Origin of the sequence: Enterobacter cloacae complex sp. 2024EL-00711, from assembly GCF_047529885.1 — a bacterium.
Classification (GTDB): domain Bacteria; phylum Pseudomonadota; class Gammaproteobacteria; order Enterobacterales; family Enterobacteriaceae; genus Enterobacter; species Enterobacter ludwigii.
Genome location: NZ_JBLIZC010000004.1, coordinates 301,088 through 320,966, shown reverse-complemented (window position 1 = coordinate 320,966; position 19,879 = coordinate 301,088). Strand labels below are relative to the sequence as shown.

Here is a 19,879-nt window from a genome sequence, read left to right as displayed (position 1 = left end):
CTGTGACAGTCAGCAGTTTTTATTTTATGATCCACTTCAAATTTTTTATATCAAACCAGACTTCTTTTTATTGATGGCACGTTTTTATTCAAGGCGAGCCACAAGGGTTTAATTCTCAGTAATGCCTGTTCAAGCTCAGCCGGATCGAGTGAAAAGGGCATACGTAAATACCGATCAAACGCACCCGATAAACCAAACCGCGTGCCGGTCCCCAGGTTGATTCCCAGTATCTCTGCGCGTGCAGCAAGCTGTGTTGCCAGCATCCCCGGCAGTTCAATCCAGTAGGAAAGCCCGCCTTCCGCTTCATGGAATGTCCATTCAGGGAAGTGCTCGCGCAACAGCGCGCCGCATTGGTCTCGTCGTTCCGCCAGCATCTTCCGGCGAGCAGGCAAAAACGTTTCGCTGTTATTGATAAGCCACAGCGTCGCCAGCTGTTCGAGCATGGGCGATCCTAAATCCAGTGTATCCCGCGTCTGGGCAAGCGTAGCGATGGTGCGCGAGGAGGCACGGATCCAGCCAAGACGAAGGCCGCCCCAGAAACTTTTTCCGGCAGAGCCTAACGTTATCACGGTGGCCTGCGGGTTAAATGACGCCAGCGGCGGCGGCGGGGGCGAGTCAAACCACAGATCCACCATCGTTTCATCTACTACCAGCGTCGTGCGGGTTTGCGCGGCAATCTCGGTGATTGCCTGACGGGTGGGAATATCCATGCATCGCCCGGTCGGGTTATGAAAATCGGGCATCAGGTATGCCAGGCGCGGCGCTGTCTGGGCAAGCGTTGCGGCAAACCCATGGGTATCCCAGCCCGTTTCCGGCAGCGACACGCCCACTGGACGGCACTGCGCTCCCTGAATGGCGGCGATCGCCAGCGGGTAAGTGGGATGATCGACCACGACGCGATCCCCCGGGCCGGTCATCATTCGCAGGACCAGCGCAAAACCGCTGACCGCGCCATTGACCACCATCACCTCGTCTGTCCGGGTCGGAAGCCCCCGCGCGGTATAGCGTGCGGCGATGGCTTCCCGCAGCGCCGGTAACCCAAGCTGATCGTAACCCGTAAGCGAGAGATGTTGCGTAATGGCCGTGAGCGCATGGGTATAGGCCTGGTGGATCTCAGGCCCGGCATTGAGCGCCGCGGTGGAGAGATCCAGCGCGGCACTGGCTGCTGAAAGGGTTGGCACGGCGCGTGTGTCGGGCAGGATCACGCGTGAACCGCTGCCGTGGCGGCTTTCAAGATAACCTTCCTCACGCAGATGGGCGAGTGCGCTGCTGATGGTGGTCCGGCTCACATCCAGCGCAGTGGCCAGCTCCCGCTCGCCGGGTAGACGGGTGTTAAGCGCCAGCCGGCCATCAAGAATTAACAGGCGTAACGCATCCGCCAGCTGACGCCAGAGCGGGGTCCGGGACGAGGTTTGTTGCCAGTGGCCTAACAGGCGTACCAATGACTGGCTTCCGAAGCGGCGTGATGACATGTGCAGTCCACTATTTGAAAACTGGACATTAATCATAATGCCATTTTCGCTCAAGATGAAAGCCTGGTTCACTGGAGAAGATAAAAAATGGTACGTCGTCTGCTACAACTGTATGTCGGTTTAGGGCTGTATGGGCTTTCAACCACGATGTTTATTCGTTCGGATCTGGGGCTCGATCCGTGGGACGTCTTCCACCTGGGCGTGGCGATCCAGCTGGGGTTGAGCATTGGGATGGTGATTATTTTAACCGGTGCGGCGGTACTCCTGCTGTGGATCCCGCTGCGTCAGATGCCTGGTCTGGGAACCCTCAGTAACGTGATTATTATTGGCCTGGCGGCAGATGCCTCCATGGCCCTGATCCCCGAGGTGACCTCGCTGCCCCTGCGTATCGCGCTGCTGGTGGCCGGAATTGTCGTGAACGCGATAGCCACCGGTATGTATATCGGTGCCGGTTTCGGGGCGGGCCCGCGCGACGGTCTCATGACCGGGATCCATGCCCGTATGGGATGGTCCATCCGCAGCGTGCGTACCTCGATTGAAGTGTCCGTGCTGCTGATTGGGTGCATGCTGGGCGGAACGTTTGGGATAGGCACCGTCGCGTATGCTCTGACCATTGGCCCGCTTATCCAGATCTGCTTGCCTCTGTTCCGTTATAAGCCTCGCGTTGAGAAGACTCCCCAGCCGGAGCGGGTTGTTTAATTCTGCGAAGCGCTCACATGTTTTCATGGCGTCGCTGTGTCAGAATAGTGGCCTTCGAATGACGCGATGCCAGAATGCATGAAAGCAATCACTCTTTATGATGTTGCCCTCCTTGCGGGGGTTTCTTATCAGACCGTTTCCCGTGTGATTAACGACGCGGAGCATGTCTCTGCCCGCACGCGGGAAAAAGTGCAGCAGGCGATGGCAGAACTGCACTACGTCCCCAATCTCAGAGCACAACAGCTGGCGGGTAAACGTACCCGTACGCTTGGCCTTATTACTACCGATCTGGCGCTGCACGCCCCTTCGCAAATTGTTTCGGCGGTAAAATCCCGGGCGGTTGAGCAGGGGGCGAGCGTGCTTATCTCAATGGTGGAACATCAACAGCAGTGCCAGTCTGCCCTTCAGGCGTTGCTGGCGCAGCGTGTGGAAGCTCTGCTGGTGAATGTGCCGCTGGAGGATCCTCATGCTGAAGCGCTAAAAGCCCTCGCATCGCCCATTCCGGTGCTGTTTCTGGATGTCTCGCCCTCGGCTCAGGTAAACAGTCTTGTGTTTAATGCAGAGCAGGGTGCTCGTCTCGGGATTGAGCATCTGCTTTCGCTGGGGCATGAGCGTATAGCGCTGCTGAGTGGACCGGAGAGCTCTGTCTCCGCCCGGGCACGTCTTGCAGGCTGGAACGCCACGCTGGCACAGGCCGGGCTTGAGGCTGTCGCGGTGGCGCACGGCGACTGGAGTGCGGCAAGCGGCTATGAGAAAGGACATTTGCTGTTATCTGCCGCGCAACTCCCGGATGCGATAGTGGTCGCGAACGACCAAATGGCGCTGGGGGTGATGCGTGCCTGTGCGGAAAAAGGGACCGTGATCCCGGGCCAGATGTCGGTTGTCGGGTTCGACGATACGGCAGACAGCGCCTGGTTTTCTCCCCCACTGACCACCATTCGCCAGGCTTTTCGCGAGGCCGGCGAGCGAAGCGTGGAGTGGCTGCTGGCGCCAGTCGAGGGTGACGCATGCTGGCAGGTTCAGCTTCCGGTGACGCTGGTGACCCGCCATTCTACCGCTCGCCACGATCCGCAGCAGATCGAACGCGAGGATCTTGCACAGCAGCTCAGGAGCCTGGCGTTAGCGGCTGAGCAACTTGCCCGCCGGTAAGACTTTTGTGATCTGACTCGCTACCCCGCGATCCGATGCTTTACCGCACCCGGTAGCCAGGGCATGTTAGCTAAAATTGTGAGCGCTTCGCAGAGAGGTTAATATGTCCAACACTCCATCGCTGACCCTCAGCGCACTTCTGGCTCGTCGGGACTGGGAAAATCCCGGAGTCACCCAGTGGAACCGCCTGGCAGCACATGCTCCCTTGCACAGCTGGCGTGACGAACACTCCGCCAGAGAAGACGGGGGAACCGTCAGCCGATGCCTTCTTAACGGGGAGTGGCGTTTTAGCTTCTTTCCTGCACCAGAGCAGGTTCCTTCGGTATGGGTCGGTGAAGATTGCGCCGATGCCGTGCTGATGCCCGTGCCCTCTAACTGGCAGATGCAGGGGTTCGACACGCCCATCTACACCAACGTGACCTATCCGATCCCCGTAAACCCACCGTTTGTGCCGCAAGAAAACCCAACAGGTTGTTACTCGCTCACATTTGAGATGGATGATGCCTGGCTGCAGAGCGGCCAAACCCGCATTATCTTCGATGGCGTGAACTCGGCGTTTCATCTGTGGTGTAACGGCCGGTGGATCGGTTATTCACAGGACAGCCGACTGCCCGCCGAATTCGATCTCTCAGCGGTGCTGCGTCCTGGCGAGAACCGCATTGCGGTCATGGTGTTGCGCTGGTGCGACGGGAGCTATCTGGAAGATCAGGACATGTGGCGCATGAGCGGGATTTTCCGCGATGTGTCGCTACTGCATAAGCCAGAGACGCACATTGCCGATTATCAGGTTGTGACTGACCTGAATGCGGAGCGGGATCGCGCGGTGCTGAAGGTGGATCTCGCGCTCGCAGGCGCACAGTTTGCGGAGTGTGAGGTGGCGTTTACCCTGTGGCGCAACGGCGAAAAATGCGCCAGTGCCACCGGGCGGCCGGGCACTGCCGTTGTCGATGAGCGCGGCGGCTGGGCCGAGCGGCTAACGGTGGCGCTCCCCGTTGAGGCGCCCGCCTTGTGGAGTGCGGAAACGCCGGAACTTTATCGCCTGACGATGACCCTTCTGAACGCGCAGGGTGAGGTGCTGGAAACGGAGGCCTGCGATGTGGGGTTCCGCCGCATAGAGATCAGCAATGGCCTGCTGAAGCTCAACGGTAAACCCCTGCTGATCCGTGGCGTTAACCGGCATGAGCATCACCCGGAAAACGGCCAGGTGATGGATGAAGCGACGATGCGCCGCGATATCGAACTCATGAAGCAGCACAACTTCAACGCCGTGCGCTGCTCGCACTATCCGAACCATCCGCTGTGGTACACGCTTTGCGACCGCTATGGTTTGTATGTCGTCGACGAAGCCAATATTGAAACCCACGGCATGGTGCCGATGAGTCGCCTTGCTGACGATCCGCGCTGGCTCCCTGCCATGAGCGAACGCGTCACCCGCATGGTGCAGCGCGACCGCAATCATCCTTCGATTATCATCTGGTCGCTGGGGAATGAGTCCGGCCATGGCGCGAACCATGACGCACTGTATCGCTGGCTGAAAACCACCGATCCGACGCGTCCGGTGCAGTACGAAGGCGGTGGGGCGAATACGGCAGCGACCGATATCGTGTGCCCGATGTATGCCCGGGTCGATCAGGATCAGCCCTTCCCGGCGGTACCGAAATGGTCTGTTAAAAAATGGATCGGCATGCCGGATGAAACGCGTCCGCTTATTCTCTGTGAATACGCCCACGCGATGGGGAACAGCTTCGGTGGTTTTGCCAAATACTGGCAGGCGTTTCGCCGCCATCCTCGCCTGCAGGGGGGATTTGTCTGGGACTGGGTTGACCAGGCGCTGACCAGAAAAGACGACAATGGCACACCGTTCTGGGCCTACGGGGGAGACTTTGGCGACACGCCCAATGACCGCCAGTTCTGCCTTAACGGGCTGGTTTTTCCCGATCGCACACCGCATCCGGCACTGTATGAAGCCCAGCGCGCTCAGCAGTTTTTCACCTTTACGCGGGTAAGTACGTCTCCGCTGGTGCTTGAAGTCCACAGCGATTACCTGTTCCGTCATACCGATAACGAGGTGCTGCGCTGGACCCTTGTCCGTGACGGCAGCGTGCTTGCCAGGGGGGACGTGACGCTCTCCATTGCTCCCCAGGGCACACAGCGTCTGGACATCAACCTGCCAGCGCTGGCGCCTGAAGCGGGTGACGTCTGGCTGAACGTTGAAGTGCACCAGCCGCGGGCGACGCCGTGGTCACCGGCAAACCATCGCTGCGCGTGGGAGCAGTGGCCGGTTCCGACGCCCCTGTATATCGCCCCGCCAGCGCCAGAAGGTGTACCGCCGGTGTTAACGCAAACTGGCGACGTGTTTGAGCTGGTGCATCAGCAGCAACGCTGGCAGTTCAACCGCGCATCAGGACACCTGACGCAATGGTGGCGCAATGGCGTTGAAACGCTGCTCTCACCGCTGACGGATAACGTTAGCCGCGCACCGCTGGACAATGATATTGGCGTGAGCGAGGCCACGCGAATCGATCCGAATGCGTGGGTGGAGCGCTGGAAAGCGGCAGGCATGTACGAGCTCACCCCGCGATTACTGCACTGTGAAGGAGAGCAGCATGCAGCCGAGGCGGTGGTGAAAACCCTGCATGTCTGGGAGTATCGCGGTAAGGCGCTCTTCCTGAGCCGTAAAGTCTGGCGGGTGGACGATAGGGGCGTTTTGCATGGCGATATTCAGGTCGATATTGCGTCTGATATCCCGGAACCGGCACGCGTAGGCCTGAGTGTTCACCTTGCCGCAACGCCGGAAACGGTTCAATGGCTGGGGCTTGGGCCACATGAAAATTACCCGGACAGAACGCTGGCGGCTCAGCAGGGGCGCTGGACATTACCGCTGGAAGCCATGCACACGCCTTACATCTTTCCGACAGAAAATGGTTTGCGCTGTGATACCCGTGAACTGCTGCTGGGCGCGCATCGGCTGAATGGCCTGTTCCATTTCTCCGTCAGCCGCTATAGCCAGCAGCAGTTGCATGAGACAACTCACCATCATCTGTTGCGCGAGGAGCCGGGGTGTTGGCTTAACCTGGACGCGTTCCATATGGGCGTGGGCGGTGATGACTCGTGGAGCCCCAGCGTCTCGCCGGAATTTATTCTGCAGAAACGCCAGCTTCGCTATACCTTCAACTGGCAGCAGAACCCTGACTGAGCAAAGAGGCGGCCACAGCAGTGGCCGCCTTGCTTACGCCAGGATACCGCTCAGGCCGTGCAGGCTCATGTAAATCCCGACCACAGTAATCAGGGCGGCGGAGATCCACGGTGCTTTTCGTGAAAACTCGCTGAAACCCGGCCAGCGTTTTGTCGCATGCTTAAGGCTCAGGGCGGCAATTGCACCGGAAGCGACCAGCGTTAACGCCAGACCAATACTGAAGCTGAATACCAGCGTTGCGCCGAGGGCAAAATGCTTCAGCTGCAGGCAGATGAGCAGGACCGTGATTGAGGCCGGGCAGGGGATAAGCCCTCCGGTCAGGCCAAACAGTGCAATTTGTCCGGTGGTAACGTTCTGGCCGTTGAAGCGGCGGTTAATATCCTGTGCATGCGCGCGCTGGTGGGCGTCCTGCCACTCTTCTTCAACCAGTGGATGCCCATGGTCGTGATGATCATGATGGTGGTCATGGTCGTGATGATCATGATGATGGTCATGGTGATCGTGATGATGGTGGTGATCGTGTGGCTGACTCTCCTTCCAGGTTCGCCAGGCCATCCACAGGGCGATCAGCACGATCAGTATCCCCGAGACCAGCTGGAACCAGGGCTCAGACGTATGCGCATCCCAGCCCCGGCCAAACCATAATCCTGCCATGGCAATGATCCAGACCACCGCCGTATGGGAAAGCGTTGCCGCCAGACCAAGCAACACCGCCTGTTTCAGCGTACCGCGAATAGCCACAATAAACGCGGCCATCATCGTTTTGGAGTGGCCCGGCTCCAGGCCATGCAGCGCGCCGAGGAGGATAGCGCTGGGTACAAACAGCCAGGCATTGCCCTGCTGCAGGAGTGAAGCAAAATCGTTCATGGAAAATTCCGGAGTGGAAAGCGTGTTCAGATACTACTCCCCCCCAGTAGTCTAATACTACCCCCCAGTAGAAAAATACTCAGGGGGAGTAGAGCATGATATGCTTTAAAAGCCATACGATGAGGGAGACAGAGATGTCACATACGGTTCGCGACAAGAAGATGTTATTGACTCGCCTGAAGAAAATTCAGGGGCAAAGCGCTGCCCTGGAAAAAATGCTCAATAGCGACCACGAATGCGCCGACGTGTTACAACAGCTGGCGGCGATCCGCGGCGCGGTAAACGGCATGATGATGCAGGTGATCGAAGGTCATCTCACCGATCATGTGGTGAAAGAGCCTGAAGAAGCTCAGCGCGAAGCCGATCTTGGCGTCGTGTTACAGGTGATCAAATCCTATCTTAAGTAGGATGTGTTTTGAGGTTATCTTCCGCCCAAAGAATAAAGTCCGCTTTCGGTAACGCCTTGCTGTAGTACCAACCCTGCCCATACTGCACGCCGTGACGACGTAGCCAGGCGAGTTGCCCTTCGGTCTCCACGCCTTCCGCAACCATCGCCAGCTTCAGCGATTTTGCCATTTCAATAATGTGTGGCGTCACGTTTTTATATTCCAGTGCATCCACAAACGCTTTATCAATTTTTAGCGTGTCGACATCCAAATCCTGCAGGTAGCTCAGGCTGGAATAGCCCGTACCGAAATCATCAATATAGATTGCGTGGCCTGAATGACGAAAGGCGGCTATGGCCGGAGCGCTGATTTTAGGATCGGCAAAGCCGCGCTCGGTTAACTCAAGGGCGATCTGTTGCGGATGGACTTTCCACTTATTCATTAAGTGGCTCAACAGTGGCGGGAGTTTTCCCGAGGTCAAATCGGCCGGCGCGAGGTTAATGGAAATATGCTGACCGGCGTGAAGGTGCAGCCAGTAGCCCATATCCTCAAACACCTTTTCAATGACCAAATGCGTCAGCTGCGAGATGAGCCCCGTTTGCTCAGCAAGCGGCACAAAAATATCCGGTGAAAGGCTGCTCCCGTCAGGCTGGGGCCAGCGGGTTAGCGCCTCTGCGCCCACAATCTTCCCGCTAGAGAGTTCAATAATGGGCTGGTAATGAACCACAAATTCCCGGTTATTGATGGCGTCAAGCAGGCGGTTGCGTGGCGACTGGATGCGACGCAGCAGTCGTAAAACAAAGAGTGCGGCAAGCAGACTTATCAGTATGCCGAACGGCAGCCAGATGAGAAGTTGCTTGTGCCAGGTTTCAGCCAGCGGTTTTAACGCCGCCCAGGCGACCACCGTAAACCCCAGTTCAGGAACAGGCTTCATAATGTATATCGAGCCGTTGTACTGAATGCGGGTGACGCCCTGATCCTTAACCAGATTGCGGATATGCGGATCGAGCTTGCTGCTGCTGGCAAAAATGAGATGTGATTTGCTGCCCACCAGGGCGGCATCTGTGGCGATCTCACCGAAAGGGATCACATCGACAAGCGAGGCAGGATCCACCAGCACCAGATAGTGGCCCCGACCCAGGACCGCCATGTAGCGGCTAAAACCGAGATCGTTTTGCGTGGTGAGCCATGTGCCATAACCATCTTCCGTGATTCGCATGGGCGGCGGGAAAGGGGCCGACTGACTGGTTTGTTCCAGGGACGAGCAAAGGGGTTCAAGATTGTTGATATAAATAACTTCCTGAACATAACGCCATGAAAAAGCGACCCGCCGCATCTCCCTTAAATGCATAACGCTACAGGGGATCCCTTTAAAGGTCTGCAGGCTATTGAGCGCTTCCTTTGCATCATCCACTACCCTGGCGGTACGTATCAGCACGCGTGAGGCATAGCTATCCAGCGCATCGACAAACTTATCTTCCGCCTGGCGATGTGCCAGCCAGATGCTCAGGCTAATCGGAACCAGTACCGCAATGATAAGTACGCCGGTCACCAGACTGACCAGATGTCGGGTTTTCATGGTGCTGTCTCCTTCCTCTTATGCCCGCTCCTGGGCGCTGAAAAACCTGCCAGAGGAGAAAGATTTTACCGCTAAATGATAAAGTTATAGCACGCGCAGGTCATGATTTACGGCACAACAGAAAATATCGTCGGGGCAGAGGGGTTGTTTTTTCAGCAGGGGTTAGATATCATTTTGTTATGTTATAACAAAACATAAAGAGTTTACGATGAAACCAGATATCCACCCAGCCTATCGCACCGTGGTGTTCCACGACACCAGTGCTAATGAATACTTTAAAGTCGGCTCAACCATTAAGACCGACCGCGAAATTGAACTCGACGGTGAAACGTATCCGTATATCACCATCGAGGTCTCTTCAAAATCGCACCCGTTCTACACCGGCAAGCAGAAAACGTTCTCGACGGATGGCAGTGCGGCGCGCTTCCGTAAGCGTTTCGGCGGCTTTCTTAATGCGAAGCGGGGATAACCATGCAGGTACTTAACTCATTGCGCAGTGCAAAACAGCGTCACCCGGATTGCCAGATAGTCAAACGCAAGGGACGCTTATACGTGATTTGCAAATCCAATCCGCGCTTTAAGGCGGTTCAGGGACGTAAGAAAAGACGCTAGACGCGTGCTTCGCGCCAGCTTTCCAGGGATCTTTTTTGGTTGCCATCGGCAGTAAAATTGTCGGTGGCAAGCCAGCCTTCAAAGGCACTCGCCAGCGCCGGCCACTCTTTGTCGAGAATCGAAAACCAGTCGGTATCCCGGTTATGACCTTTCGTGACCAGTGCCTGACGAAAACGCCCCTCAAACTGAAAGCCAAGACGCAGTGCCGCCTTGCGCGAAGGCGCATTCAGGCTGTTGCACTTCCACTCGTATCGACGATACCCAAGGGTGTCGAACACGTATCGCATCAGCAGATATTGCGCTTCCGTCGACATCGGCGTGCGGCTGAGCAGCGGGGAGAAATGAACATGTCCCACCTCCACAACGCCGTTGGTTGGATCGATCCGCATCAGAGCCAGCGTGCCGACCGGAGACTGGGTCTGGTTGTCGATAACGCTAAAGTGAATCGGATCGGATAAGTCACGCACGCTCTCTACCCACCCTGCAAACGCCTCTGCGCTGGCATCCGGCTCACGCAACAGCCACGTCCAGCTGCGGGTATCTTCGGCCAGAGAATACGCGCTGAACAACGCCTCAGCGTGCTCCACCCGCAGCGGCTCAAGGCGACAATAGTGGCCCTGAAGCACCACACGTGAAGGGTGCTGGCGGGGTTGCCAGTCGATAAGTGCTTCGCCTACTGGCTGTCCAAACTCATTGAATGTTTTCATTTTACTGTCCGTGACGTTGATAAGAACGCCAGACTAGTGAATTACTGGTTCCTTAAAAAGTGCCACTCAGCTATGTTTTGGTGGTACCACGGGAGGCGAGATGAACATACCGGGCGATGAATTTTATACTTTGCTGAATGCCGCGTTGAAAGCGCGGGGGGAAGAGACGCTACAGCGCGCGCTGTATCATGCATTGCGTGAGGCGATACTGTGCGGCCGGCTACACGCCGGGAGCCGGCTTCCCGGTTCGCGAATGCTGGCTCAGCAGCTCTCGCTTTCACGGAATACCGTCAATGCGGCGCTGGAACAGCTGACGCTCGAAGGGTATCTGCTGCGTAACCGCCAGGGGACGCGGGTGGCGCAGCTGGCGCAGCGTACGCTCGTTCAGGCATTGCCGGACTCTGCCGTCGCGCTCGGCAGCCGGGTCGCCTCGCTGCCTGCGCCGGTGCCGCGTGATACCCCGGTTCCGGCATTTACGCCGGGAACACCGGCCATCAACTACTTTCCCCTGCCGCTGTGGCGGCGCTTGTACGACCGGGTTCTGCGCGAAGAGGGCAGCGCGCTGTTAGGGTATGGCGATCCTGCCGGAGAGCCGTCGCTGCGGGCGGCCATTGCTCGCCACCTTGCCCTTTCGCGCGGCATTGACTGCGATGCCAGTCAGATAGTAATGACCGAAGGTGCGCTTGAGGGGGTAAACCTTTGCACGATGCTGCTGAGCGAACCCGGCAGCGTCGCGTGGGTGGAAGATCCTGGCTATGGTGGGGCTAAAAGCGCCTTTGCCAAAGCGGGCTTAGTCATGACGGGGATGCCGGTTGATGACGAAGGCATGTTCTGGGAAGGGCTGGATACGCCGTCCCCTGCGCTTATTTTCACCTCACCTTCGCACCAGTTTCCGTACGGAAGCGTGCTCAGTGCGCGGCGACGCCTGGCGCTGCTGGATCTGGCCCGGCAGCATAACGCCTGGATTATTGAAGATGATTACGACAGTGAGTTTCGTTATTCCGGTGAGCCCGTGCCCGCAATGCTGGGAATGGTCAACAATGCGCCGGTTGTCTATCTCGGTACCTTCAGCAAAACCCTCTTTCCGTCGCTGAGAATGGGGTTCATGGTGTTACCCCCGTCGCTGGCAAAAGCGGCCCGTCCGGCCATTGGCGCGCTGCTGCGTGGCGGGCATCGCGCCGAACAGCGAACCCTGGCGCTGTTTATTGAGGAAGGACATTATGCCCGCCACCTTGCCGCCATGCGCCGGCTCTACCGTAAGCGCTACCGACAGCTGCGTGAGGTGCTGAGTGCTGAGCTTCATACTCCGCATCGCATTCTGGCAGGTGAAGGGGGGATGCATCTGACGCTGGCAATAGACGGCATCGACGACCAAAAAGTGGTCGAGCAGGCGAGGGCGTTTCAGCTGGCACCCGCTGCACTGAGCGGGTATTACCTGGAGCCGAAGCAGGGGCAAACCGGTCTGGTGTTAGGTTACGGCAATACCTCTGCTTCTCAGTTTGTGTCGGGTATCCGACGCATACAGGCTTTAATCACACAGCAGCAGGACGGGAAAGGGTAAAGACATCATAAAAAGAGAGCTGACCTTTGGTGGATACCATCTTCTGCAGCTTCTCTTTTTGCACCGTTTCAACCGCGGGGGAGTGCATGATGCTTTCGATCAGCTCCGGCGGCACGTAACGCGTGTTGTACCATTCACCGTTATAGCAAACCCGGAAATCAAGGACGTCGATATCTTCGTAGCGGTAGCGGGGATTAACGTCAAAAAAGAAAAAGGCGTTAAACACCACAAACAGAATGACAAGCAGCCAGACGGAGTCCACCAGAGTTTCGGACTTCAGCATCACAATCAGTGTCGCCAGCCAGGCGGCATACATTGCGACAAACAGTCCAGGGTGTTTGCGAATAAAGCTGATGCTAAAGCGCGGGCGATTGTCGCGCTTTTCGCGGTGATTAAGATCGTCGATGGTGGCAGTAAGCAGGCGCTGTATCTCGGTCATTTTTTGCCTTTATGAGAATTGACAATACAGGATGTCTGCCAATTTTAGGGGAGCCATTTGGCTGAAAAAAGTAACAGTCAGGCGCTAAAAGACCATAACAGTTGACTCCCCGTCACTTTACAGCCGTTTAATGATTGTTGCCGGATTGCCGCCGACGACGACATTCGCCGGGACGTCTTTCGTTACGATAGCGCCAGAGGCCACCACCACATTATCACCCAACGTAACGCCCGGGTTAATAACCGCACGTCCGCCAATCCAGACGTTGTTGCCGATGGTCACCGGCTTGCCAAACTCCACGCCGCTATTACGCGCGTCGGCGTCCAGCGGATGGGTTGCCGTGTAAATATGCACCCCTGGCGCGAGCATGCAGTTGTCGCCAATATGTATCGGGCAGACATCCAGCATCACGCAATCGAAATTGGCGTAAAATTCTTTGCCCAGATAAATGTTATATCCATAGTCACAGCGGAAGCTCGGCTCAATATAGGCCCCTTCGCTTTGCCCGAGGAGTTCCGCCAGAATGTTCTGGCGTTCGAGTTTCTCATCAGGTGCAGTGTGGTTATAACGGTGAACCAGGTGTCGGGCGCGTAATCGGTCGGCCCGTAATGTTTCATCACCAGGGCGGTAATGTTCACCTGCAATCATCTTCTGCTTTTCTATGCTCATTGGGAACCTCACTGGTCGTCTTTACCGTAGGGTAATCGGAACAGGATAACAGGGGAACGTTCCCGGAAAATCACTGTGACTATAATCACAATAATATTGCGGATGAGCACGTTTTACACGGAGACCTGCACTGGGGCAGGAGGGTATAGCCAGAAAGTTGAATACAGCTGAGAAAGTGGCGTAGAACCTCTACAGACACACTTCAAAGATTAACGGACAAATCTCCACACGGACGTTGGGATTTTGTCATACAGCTTATTCATGGTCAGTTCAGCAAGACGGTGGTCAGCCGCTGAATAAAATACCGCCAGTTCATTATCAGAAAGCTCGTATTTATTCTTTTCAATTACACGTTCAAGCGTGTCTATTGACTGACAGCGTCGCAAACGCATCAAATAATCGATTTTTGTGAGTGGTTTTTCAGACATAAATTTACCTTACTAATTGTAATAATTTTAACAGGAAAGACTAACGGGGTTAGCTCTGCTCACGTTGATGAAGCAACGAAATAGTCGGTTGCCCGATTTACGCCATTTCTGCAAATCTTGCGCATTAATGCCGTAGCTGCTGAACAACATAAAGGTGTCATCCAGGTATTCATCAATTTGCTCAATCAGCTTATTATCTTCATTGTACTTAATTTTATAATTAAGTGCGAAGGTTGCAATATGCTCGATCAACTCGTTTAACTGTAAATTGATGGCAGACGTTGGGTCGTTTACCCAGCCATGGTTACTTTCATCAAGATTGGCAAGGCAGTCATGGTACAAGGATTCGCAGAGAAATTTCAACTGCGCGATATCATGCCTTTTTGGCGAGTACTCGTCCATAGCGCATCCCCTTCTGAGTGATTTCTTACTCACCGAACATCATGTCGGGATGGATACAACATACTTAGCCGCACGGGTGCTGTGTTCCTGATAACTCTAACTATAATCCACTCTGATCAAGATTTCACCGCGCTATTACGAAAAATTACAAATAAAAGCACTGACTGCGAGCCTTTACGCAAATGTGCCTTCAGAACTAAACATTTTTATCCAGATTAACGCGGAACTTTTTTCGCTCCCTTACGTTTCATTGGCTTAGCGTAAACAATCCTAAGATGTCCAAATCCGGAGTTCTCTTTGTCTGAAGATATGGTTAGGAATATTCCTAATCACTTAAGCAGGGAAATGAAATTAAAAAAATCCTGAATTCACCGATTACGTTATCACTTAATTATGATATGTCATTTTAGGCGGCAGGAAATAAATAGAAGCACAATAAGCCTATTTTATGATTTTTTTCTGAAAAAGAAAAAGGCCGCTAATGCGGCCTTTTTATCATGTGAAACCGGTATCAGTGCGGTTCTACCGAATGACTGTGCTCAATATCTTCATTCTTGCGGCTAAAGCGGCGGCGAACCACCACGAAGAATACCGGAACGAAGAAGATAGCAAGTACGGTTGCGGTAACCATACCCCCCATAACGCCTGTACCGACGGCGTTCTGTGCACCGGAACCCGCACCGGTACTGATAACCAGCGGCATTACCCCGAGGATAAATGCCAGCGATGTCATCAGGATTGGGCGCAGACGCATACGCACCGCGTCAAGGGTCGCCTCAATCAGGCCTTTACCTTCTTTCTCCATCAGATCTTTGGCGAATTCAACGATAAGTATCGCGTTCTTCGCCGACAAGCCAATGGTTGTCAGCAGGCCCACCTGGAAGTACACGTCGTTGGTTAATCCACGGAACGTTGCCGCAAGCAGCGCACCGATAACCCCCAGTGGCACCACCAGCATAACGGAGAACGGAATCGACCAGCTCTCATACAGTGCCGCCAGACACAGGAAGACCACAATCAGTGAAATGGCGTACAGGGCAGGGGCCTGGTTTCCGGACAGACGTTCCTGGTAGGACATACCGGTCCAGTCATAGCCGATACCCGCAGGCAATTTACCTGCCAGCTCTTCCATCAGGTTCATGGCTTCACCGGTGCTTCGGCCTGGTGCGGCCTGACCCAGGATCTCCATGGATGGCAGCCCGTTATAACGTTCCAGACGCGGCGAACCGTATTCCCAATGCGACGTAGAGAAGGATGAGAACGGCACCATCTGACCGTTGTTGCCGCGAACGTACCAGTTGTTGATATCGTTCGGTAACATACGGTATTGCGCTTCTGACATCACGTACACTTTCTTCACACGACCACGGTCGATGAAGTCGTTGACGTAGCTACCGCCCCAGGCCGCGCCCAGCGTGGTATTGATGTCACTGATGGAAACGCCCAGTGCCTGTGCTTTCTCCTGATCGATGTCGATTTTGTACTGAGGCGTATCTTCCAGACCGTTAGGACGCACGCCGACCAGAAGGTCAGGGTGTTTCGCCACTTCACCGAACAACTGGTTACGTGCCTGCGTCAGTTTTTCATGACCCAGACCGCCCTGGTCAATCAGCTGGAAGTCGAAACCTGTCGCTGTCCCCAGTTCAACAATCGCTGGCAGGTTAAAGGCGAAGACCATCGCATCTTTAATCTGTGAGAACGTGCCCATTGCACGGCCAGTAATCGCCTCAACTTTGTTCTCTTCGCCCGGACGTTCTGACCAGTCTTTCAGAGAAACGAAGGCAATACCGGTGTTCTGACCACGACCCGCAAAGCCAAAGCCGTTAACCGCAAACACGGATTCAACGTTGGCTTTCTCTTTGGTGAGGTAGTAATCCGTCACTTCATCCAGCACCTTCTGGGTACGTTCTTGCGAGGCACCCGCCGGCAGCTGTGCCATCGTCAGGAACACGCCCTGGTCTTCATCTGGCAGGAACGAGCTTGGCAGACGAACGAACAGATAGGCCATACCCACCACGATGATGATATAGAGCAGCAGGTAACGACCGGTGCTGCGCAGGATGTTACCCACGCTATCGGTGTAGTGATGCGTGCTCTTATCAAACATGCGGTTAAACCAGCCGAAGAACCCTTTATGCTCGCCGTGACCGCCTTTCTGAACAGGTTTCAGCATGGTGGCACACAGTGCAGGCGTCAGGATCAATGCAACCAGTACCGACAGCGCCATCGCCGAGACAATGGTGATGGAGAACTGACGATAAATTGCACCGGTTGAGCCGCCGAAGAAGGCCATCGGGATAAATACCGCAGACAGTACCATCGCGATACCGACCAGCGCGCCCTGGATCTGGCCCATGGATTTACGGGTTGCTTCCTTCGGCGGTAGACCTTCTTCCGCCATAACACGCTCGACGTTTTCTACCACCACGATGGCGTCATCCACAAGCAAGCCGATGGCGAGCACCATCCCGAACATTGTCAGGGTGTTTATCGAGTAGCCAAAGATGGCCAGTATGGCGAAGGTGCCGAGCAATACGACCGGTACGGCGATGGTTGGGATCAGCGTCGCGCGGAAGTTTTGCAGGAACAGATACATGACCAGGAATACCAGGATGATCGCTTCTGCCAGGGTTTTAACCACTTCGTGAATCGAGATTTTGACGAACGGCGTGGTGTCATACGGATAAACGATCTTCAGGCCTGACGGGAAGAACGGTTCCATCTTCTTCAGTTCCGCACGGATAGCCGTCGCGGTGTCCAGGGCGTTAGCACCTGTCGCCAGTTTGATCCCGAGACCGGAAGCTGGCTTGCCGTTAAACTTCGCAATGATGTCGTAGTTTTCGCCACCCAGTTCCACTTTCGCCACGTCGCGCAGACGAACCTGCGAACCGTCCTGATTCACCTTCAGCAGAATTTTGCTGAACTCATCGGCGGAGGTCAGACGGGTCTGTGCGATGATCGAGGCGTTAAGCTGCTGGCCTTTCACCGGCGGGGTACCGCCTAACTGACCGGCGGCAACCTGGGCGTTCTGCGCTTTGATGGCGTTGATCACGTCCACCGGCGTCAGCTGGAAGTTGTTCAGTTTGTTCGGATCCATCCAGATACGCATCGCGTACTGAGAACCGAACAGCTGAACGTCACCCACACCAGACGTACGGCTGATGGCGTCCTTCATGTTGGCGCCCACGTAGTCGGAAATATCTTCCTGCGTCATGGTGCCGTTGGTGTTGATCACGCCAACAACCATCAGGAAGCTACTGGACGATTTCTCGACGCTCACACCCTGCTGTTGTACTTCTTGTGGCAGCAACGGCATGGCGAGCTGCAGTTTGTTCTGGACCTGAACCTGCGCGATGTCAGCATCAGTACCTGACTGGAAGGTCAGGGTGATCTGTACCGTACCGGTTGAGTCACTGTTTGAGGACATGTACATCAGGTTATCGATACCGTTCATGTTCTGTTCGATAACCTGTGTCACGGTGTCCTGCACCGTTTTTGCATCAGCCCCGGGGTAGGTTGCGGAAATTGTTACCGCCGGTGGCGCAATCGTTGGATATTGCGCGACAGGCAGCTTCAGGATCGCAAGTCCCCCAGCCAGCATGATGATTATGGCGATCACCCATGCAAATATGGGGCGATCGATAAAGAAATTAGGCATGTCTTAACGGCTCCTGTTTAAGTTAAGACTTGGTTTGTTCTGACTGGCCAGCGGCCGAAGCTTGTTGTTTATCGTCAGATTTCACTTCCTGTGCTTTGACCTGCGCGCCAGGACGAACTTTTTGCAAACCAGTAATAATCACGCGATCGCCATCTTTCAGACCTTCCGTCACCAGCCATTTATCGCCAATCGCCTGCGTGGCAGTGATGTTGCGCGTTTCGACTTTGTCATCAGCCCCGACAACCAGTGCACTCGCGTCGCCACGAGGCGTACGGGTGACACCCTGCTGAGGCACCAGAAGTGCGGTTGGGTTGGTGCCTTCTTCCAGACGCGCGCGAACGAACATACCAGGTAAGAGTGTCTTATCCGGGTTCGGGAAAATCGCACGTAAGGTGATGGAACCGGTGGTTTGGTCGACCGTCACATCGGAGAATTCCAGTGTGCCTGCCTGCGGGAACTTGATACCGTCATTGGTCACGAGCTCCACTTTGGCTTTACCGTTTTCCTGCTTCAGCGTGCCATTTGCCAGCTCTTGTTTCAGGCGCAGGAAATCGTTGCTGGACTGGGTCACGTCAACGTAAATCGGATCAAGCTGCTGCACGGTGGCCAACGCGTTGGTCTGACCGTTCTGCACCAGCGCCCCTTCCGTGACGGAAGATTTACCGATGCGACCGCTGATTGGGGAGGTCACTTTGGTATAGGCGAGGTTGATACGCGCTGTTTCCACTGCAGCTTTCGCGGCAATCACGGCGGCGTTGGTCTGCTGTGCATCAGACAGGGCAGTGTCATAATCCTGTTGACTGATGTACTTGGTACCGAGCAGTTTTTTGTAACGGTTCAGCGTCAGTTGGGAGATTTTGGCTGCAGCTTCTGCTTTCGCCAGATCGCCTTTCGCGCTCTCATAGGAGGCCTGGTAGGTTGCCGGATCAATCTGATACAGAGACTCGCCAGCTTTCACTTCACCACCCTCGGTGAAGTTACGTTTCAGGATGATACCACTCACCTGAGGACGCACTTCTGCGATGCGGTATGCGCTGGTACGGCCCGGTAATTCTGTCGTTATCTGGAGAGGTTCGGACTTGAGCGTCACCACGCCAACTTCTGGCACCTGCTGAGCTCCTTGTTGAGCCTGTTTGTCGTCACATCCTGTTAGCGCTAAGCTGCCTGAGAGCATCAGAACGACCGCCAGAGGCGTTAACCCTCTGTTTTTGTTCATATGTAAACCTCGAGTGTCCGATTTCAAATTGATCAATGGTCCTGAGTCCAAAAACCCATTGCTGCGTTTATATTATCGTCATGCTATGGTACATACATTCACAAATGTATGTAAATCTGACTCCTGTAAATTCACTAACGTATGGCACGAAAAACCAAACAACAAGCGCTTGAAACCCGACAACACATTCTGGATGTGGCTATGCGTTTGTTTTCTCAGCAGGGTGTTTCGTCAACCTCGCTGGCGCAGATTGCTCAGGCCGCGGGCGTCACGCGGGGAGCGATTTACTGGCATTTTAAAGACAAGACAGATCTGTTCAGTGAAATCTGGCAACTCTCAGAGTCCAGCATTAGCGATCTTGAGACTGAGTATCGGGCAAAATTCCCCGAGGATCCACTCTCAGTATTAAGAGAAATATTAGTATATATCCTTGAAGCAACGGTAGTTGAAGAACGTCGCAGGTTAATGATGGAAATCATCTACCATAAATGCGAGTTGGTTGGAGAGATGGCGGTCGTCCAGCAGGCGCAGCGCAGCCTGTGTCTGGAAAGCTACGATCGCATTGAACAGGTCCTCACCCAGTGCATGCAGGCGAACCAGCTGCCGGCGACGTTAATGACCCGACGGGCGGCAGTCCTGATGCGCAGTTATATTTCCGGCCTGATGGAAAACTGGCTTTTCGCCCCGGACTCCTTTGACCTGAAGAACGAAGCCCGCAGCTATGTCGCTATTTTCCTGGAGATGTGCCAGCTCTCCCCGACGCTGCATGGCAAGTCAGGCTCGCTAACAGCCTGACGCGATTCCAGGATTTCTCTTAGAGGCTCACGTTCGCGCTATTC

At 55.1% G+C, this 19,879-nt stretch carries 18 protein-coding genes; 8 read left to right on the top strand and 10 right to left on the bottom strand.

Annotation, left to right across the window (positions count from 1 at the left end):
* Window positions 1-50 precede the first annotated feature (50 nt).
* Window positions 51-1,472, bottom strand: a complete 1,422-nt coding sequence (locus ACMVME_RS13890) for a PLP-dependent aminotransferase family protein (protein ID WP_025204848.1) — start codon at window positions 1,470-1,472, stop codon at window positions 51-53.
* A gap of 87 nt (window positions 1,473-1,559) precedes the next feature.
* Here ACMVME_RS13890 and ACMVME_RS13885 point away from each other — a divergent pair, with 87 nt between their 5' ends.
* From ACMVME_RS13885 to ACMVME_RS13875, 3 genes are all read left to right on the top strand, one after another.
* The gene (locus tag ACMVME_RS13885) at window positions 1,560-2,171 is read left to right on the top strand and encodes a YczE/YyaS/YitT family protein (protein WP_032677524.1); all 612 of its coding nucleotides are present in this window, start codon (window positions 1,560-1,562) and stop codon (window positions 2,169-2,171) included.
* Window positions 2,172-2,249: 78 nt separating this feature from the next.
* Complete coding sequence (locus ACMVME_RS13880; protein ID WP_068795158.1) at window positions 2,250-3,320, top strand: LacI family DNA-binding transcriptional regulator; 1,071 nt, start codon at window positions 2,250-2,252, stop codon at window positions 3,318-3,320.
* A gap of 103 nt (window positions 3,321-3,423) precedes the next feature.
* A complete protein-coding gene (locus tag ACMVME_RS13875; protein WP_068795157.1) occupies window positions 3,424-6,516 on the top strand; it encodes a beta-galactosidase in 3,093 nt (1,030 codons plus the stop codon).
* 33 nt (window positions 6,517-6,549) lie between these two features.
* Here the strand turns inward: ACMVME_RS13875 and ACMVME_RS13870 are convergent, their stop codons facing one another.
* On the bottom strand, window positions 6,550-7,383 hold the full coding sequence (locus tag ACMVME_RS13870; protein WP_068795156.1) for a nickel/cobalt efflux protein RcnA: 834 nt from the start codon (window positions 7,381-7,383) through the stop codon (window positions 6,550-6,552).
* Between the two features lie 134 nt (window positions 7,384-7,517).
* Between ACMVME_RS13870 and ACMVME_RS13865 the strand changes: the two genes are divergently transcribed.
* Complete coding sequence (locus ACMVME_RS13865; RefSeq protein ID WP_020885193.1) at window positions 7,518-7,790, top strand: metal/formaldehyde-sensitive transcriptional repressor; 273 nt, start codon at window positions 7,518-7,520, stop codon at window positions 7,788-7,790.
* On the opposite strand, the gene ACMVME_RS13860 is transcribed toward ACMVME_RS13865, so the two are convergent.
* Complete coding sequence (locus ACMVME_RS13860; protein ID WP_032677530.1) at window positions 7,783-9,348, bottom strand: EAL domain-containing protein; 1,566 nt, start codon at window positions 9,346-9,348, stop codon at window positions 7,783-7,785. The genes ACMVME_RS13865 and ACMVME_RS13860 overlap by 8 nt on opposite strands.
* Window positions 9,349-9,556: 208 nt before the next feature.
* Between ACMVME_RS13860 and ACMVME_RS13855 the strand changes: the two genes are divergently transcribed.
* Complete coding sequence (locus ACMVME_RS13855) at window positions 9,557-9,817, top strand: type B 50S ribosomal protein L31 (protein WP_010428154.1); 261 nt, start codon at window positions 9,557-9,559, stop codon at window positions 9,815-9,817.
* 2 nt (window positions 9,818-9,819) lie between these two features.
* A complete protein-coding gene (gene ykgO / locus ACMVME_RS13850) occupies window positions 9,820-9,960 on the top strand; it encodes a type B 50S ribosomal protein L36 (RefSeq protein WP_003859006.1) in 141 nt (46 codons plus the stop codon).
* Here ykgO and ACMVME_RS13845 read toward each other — a convergent pair.
* Window positions 9,957-10,667 carry a GNAT family N-acetyltransferase gene (locus ACMVME_RS13845; protein ID WP_014168897.1) on the bottom strand — a complete coding sequence of 237 codons (711 nt, stop codon included), beginning with the start codon at window positions 10,665-10,667 and terminating at the stop codon, window positions 9,957-9,959. The two genes, ykgO and ACMVME_RS13845, sit on opposite strands and share 4 nt — an antisense overlap.
* A 100-nt stretch (window positions 10,668-10,767) precedes the next feature.
* Between ACMVME_RS13845 and ACMVME_RS13840 the strand changes: the two genes are divergently transcribed.
* Window positions 10,768-12,228 (top strand): PLP-dependent aminotransferase family protein, encoded by a 1,461-nt coding sequence (locus tag ACMVME_RS13840; protein ID WP_068795155.1) that lies wholly within the window; start codon window positions 10,768-10,770, stop codon window positions 12,226-12,228.
* On the opposite strand, the gene ACMVME_RS13835 is transcribed toward ACMVME_RS13840, so the two are convergent.
* The 6 genes from ACMVME_RS13835 to acrA all read right to left on the bottom strand — a co-directional run bounded on the left by ACMVME_RS13835 (window position 12,200) and on the right by acrA (window position 19,040).
* Window positions 12,200-12,667 (bottom strand): YlaC family protein, encoded by a 468-nt coding sequence (locus tag ACMVME_RS13835; RefSeq protein ID WP_020885189.1) that lies wholly within the window; start codon window positions 12,665-12,667, stop codon window positions 12,200-12,202. The genes ACMVME_RS13840 and ACMVME_RS13835 overlap by 29 nt on opposite strands.
* 117 nt (window positions 12,668-12,784) lie before the next feature.
* A complete protein-coding gene (gene maa / locus ACMVME_RS13830) occupies window positions 12,785-13,336 on the bottom strand; it encodes a maltose O-acetyltransferase (protein ID WP_020885188.1) in 552 nt (183 codons plus the stop codon).
* 209 nt (window positions 13,337-13,545) lie between these two features.
* Window positions 13,546-13,764: an HHA domain-containing protein gene (locus tag ACMVME_RS13825; RefSeq protein WP_014168902.1), complete on the bottom strand. Its 219-nt coding sequence runs from the start codon at window positions 13,762-13,764 to the stop codon at window positions 13,546-13,548.
* 27 nt (window positions 13,765-13,791) lie between these two features.
* Window positions 13,792-14,166, bottom strand: a complete 375-nt coding sequence (gene tomB, locus ACMVME_RS13820; RefSeq protein ID WP_020885187.1) for an Hha toxicity modulator TomB — start codon at window positions 14,164-14,166, stop codon at window positions 13,792-13,794.
* Between the two features lie 511 nt (window positions 14,167-14,677).
* Window positions 14,678-17,824, bottom strand: a complete 3,147-nt coding sequence (gene acrB, locus ACMVME_RS13815) for a multidrug efflux RND transporter permease subunit AcrB (RefSeq protein ID WP_014168904.1) — start codon at window positions 17,822-17,824, stop codon at window positions 14,678-14,680.
* Between the two features lie 22 nt (window positions 17,825-17,846).
* Window positions 17,847-19,040 carry a multidrug efflux RND transporter periplasmic adaptor subunit AcrA gene (gene acrA / locus ACMVME_RS13810; RefSeq protein ID WP_020885186.1) on the bottom strand — a complete coding sequence of 398 codons (1,194 nt, stop codon included), beginning with the start codon at window positions 19,038-19,040 and terminating at the stop codon, window positions 17,847-17,849.
* 141 nt (window positions 19,041-19,181) lie between these two features.
* On the opposite strand from acrA, the gene acrR reads away from it, so the two are divergent.
* Complete coding sequence (gene acrR / locus ACMVME_RS13805) at window positions 19,182-19,835, top strand: multidrug efflux transporter transcriptional repressor AcrR (RefSeq protein ID WP_014168906.1); 654 nt, start codon at window positions 19,182-19,184, stop codon at window positions 19,833-19,835.
* The last annotated feature ends 44 nt before the right edge of the window (window positions 19,836-19,879 follow it).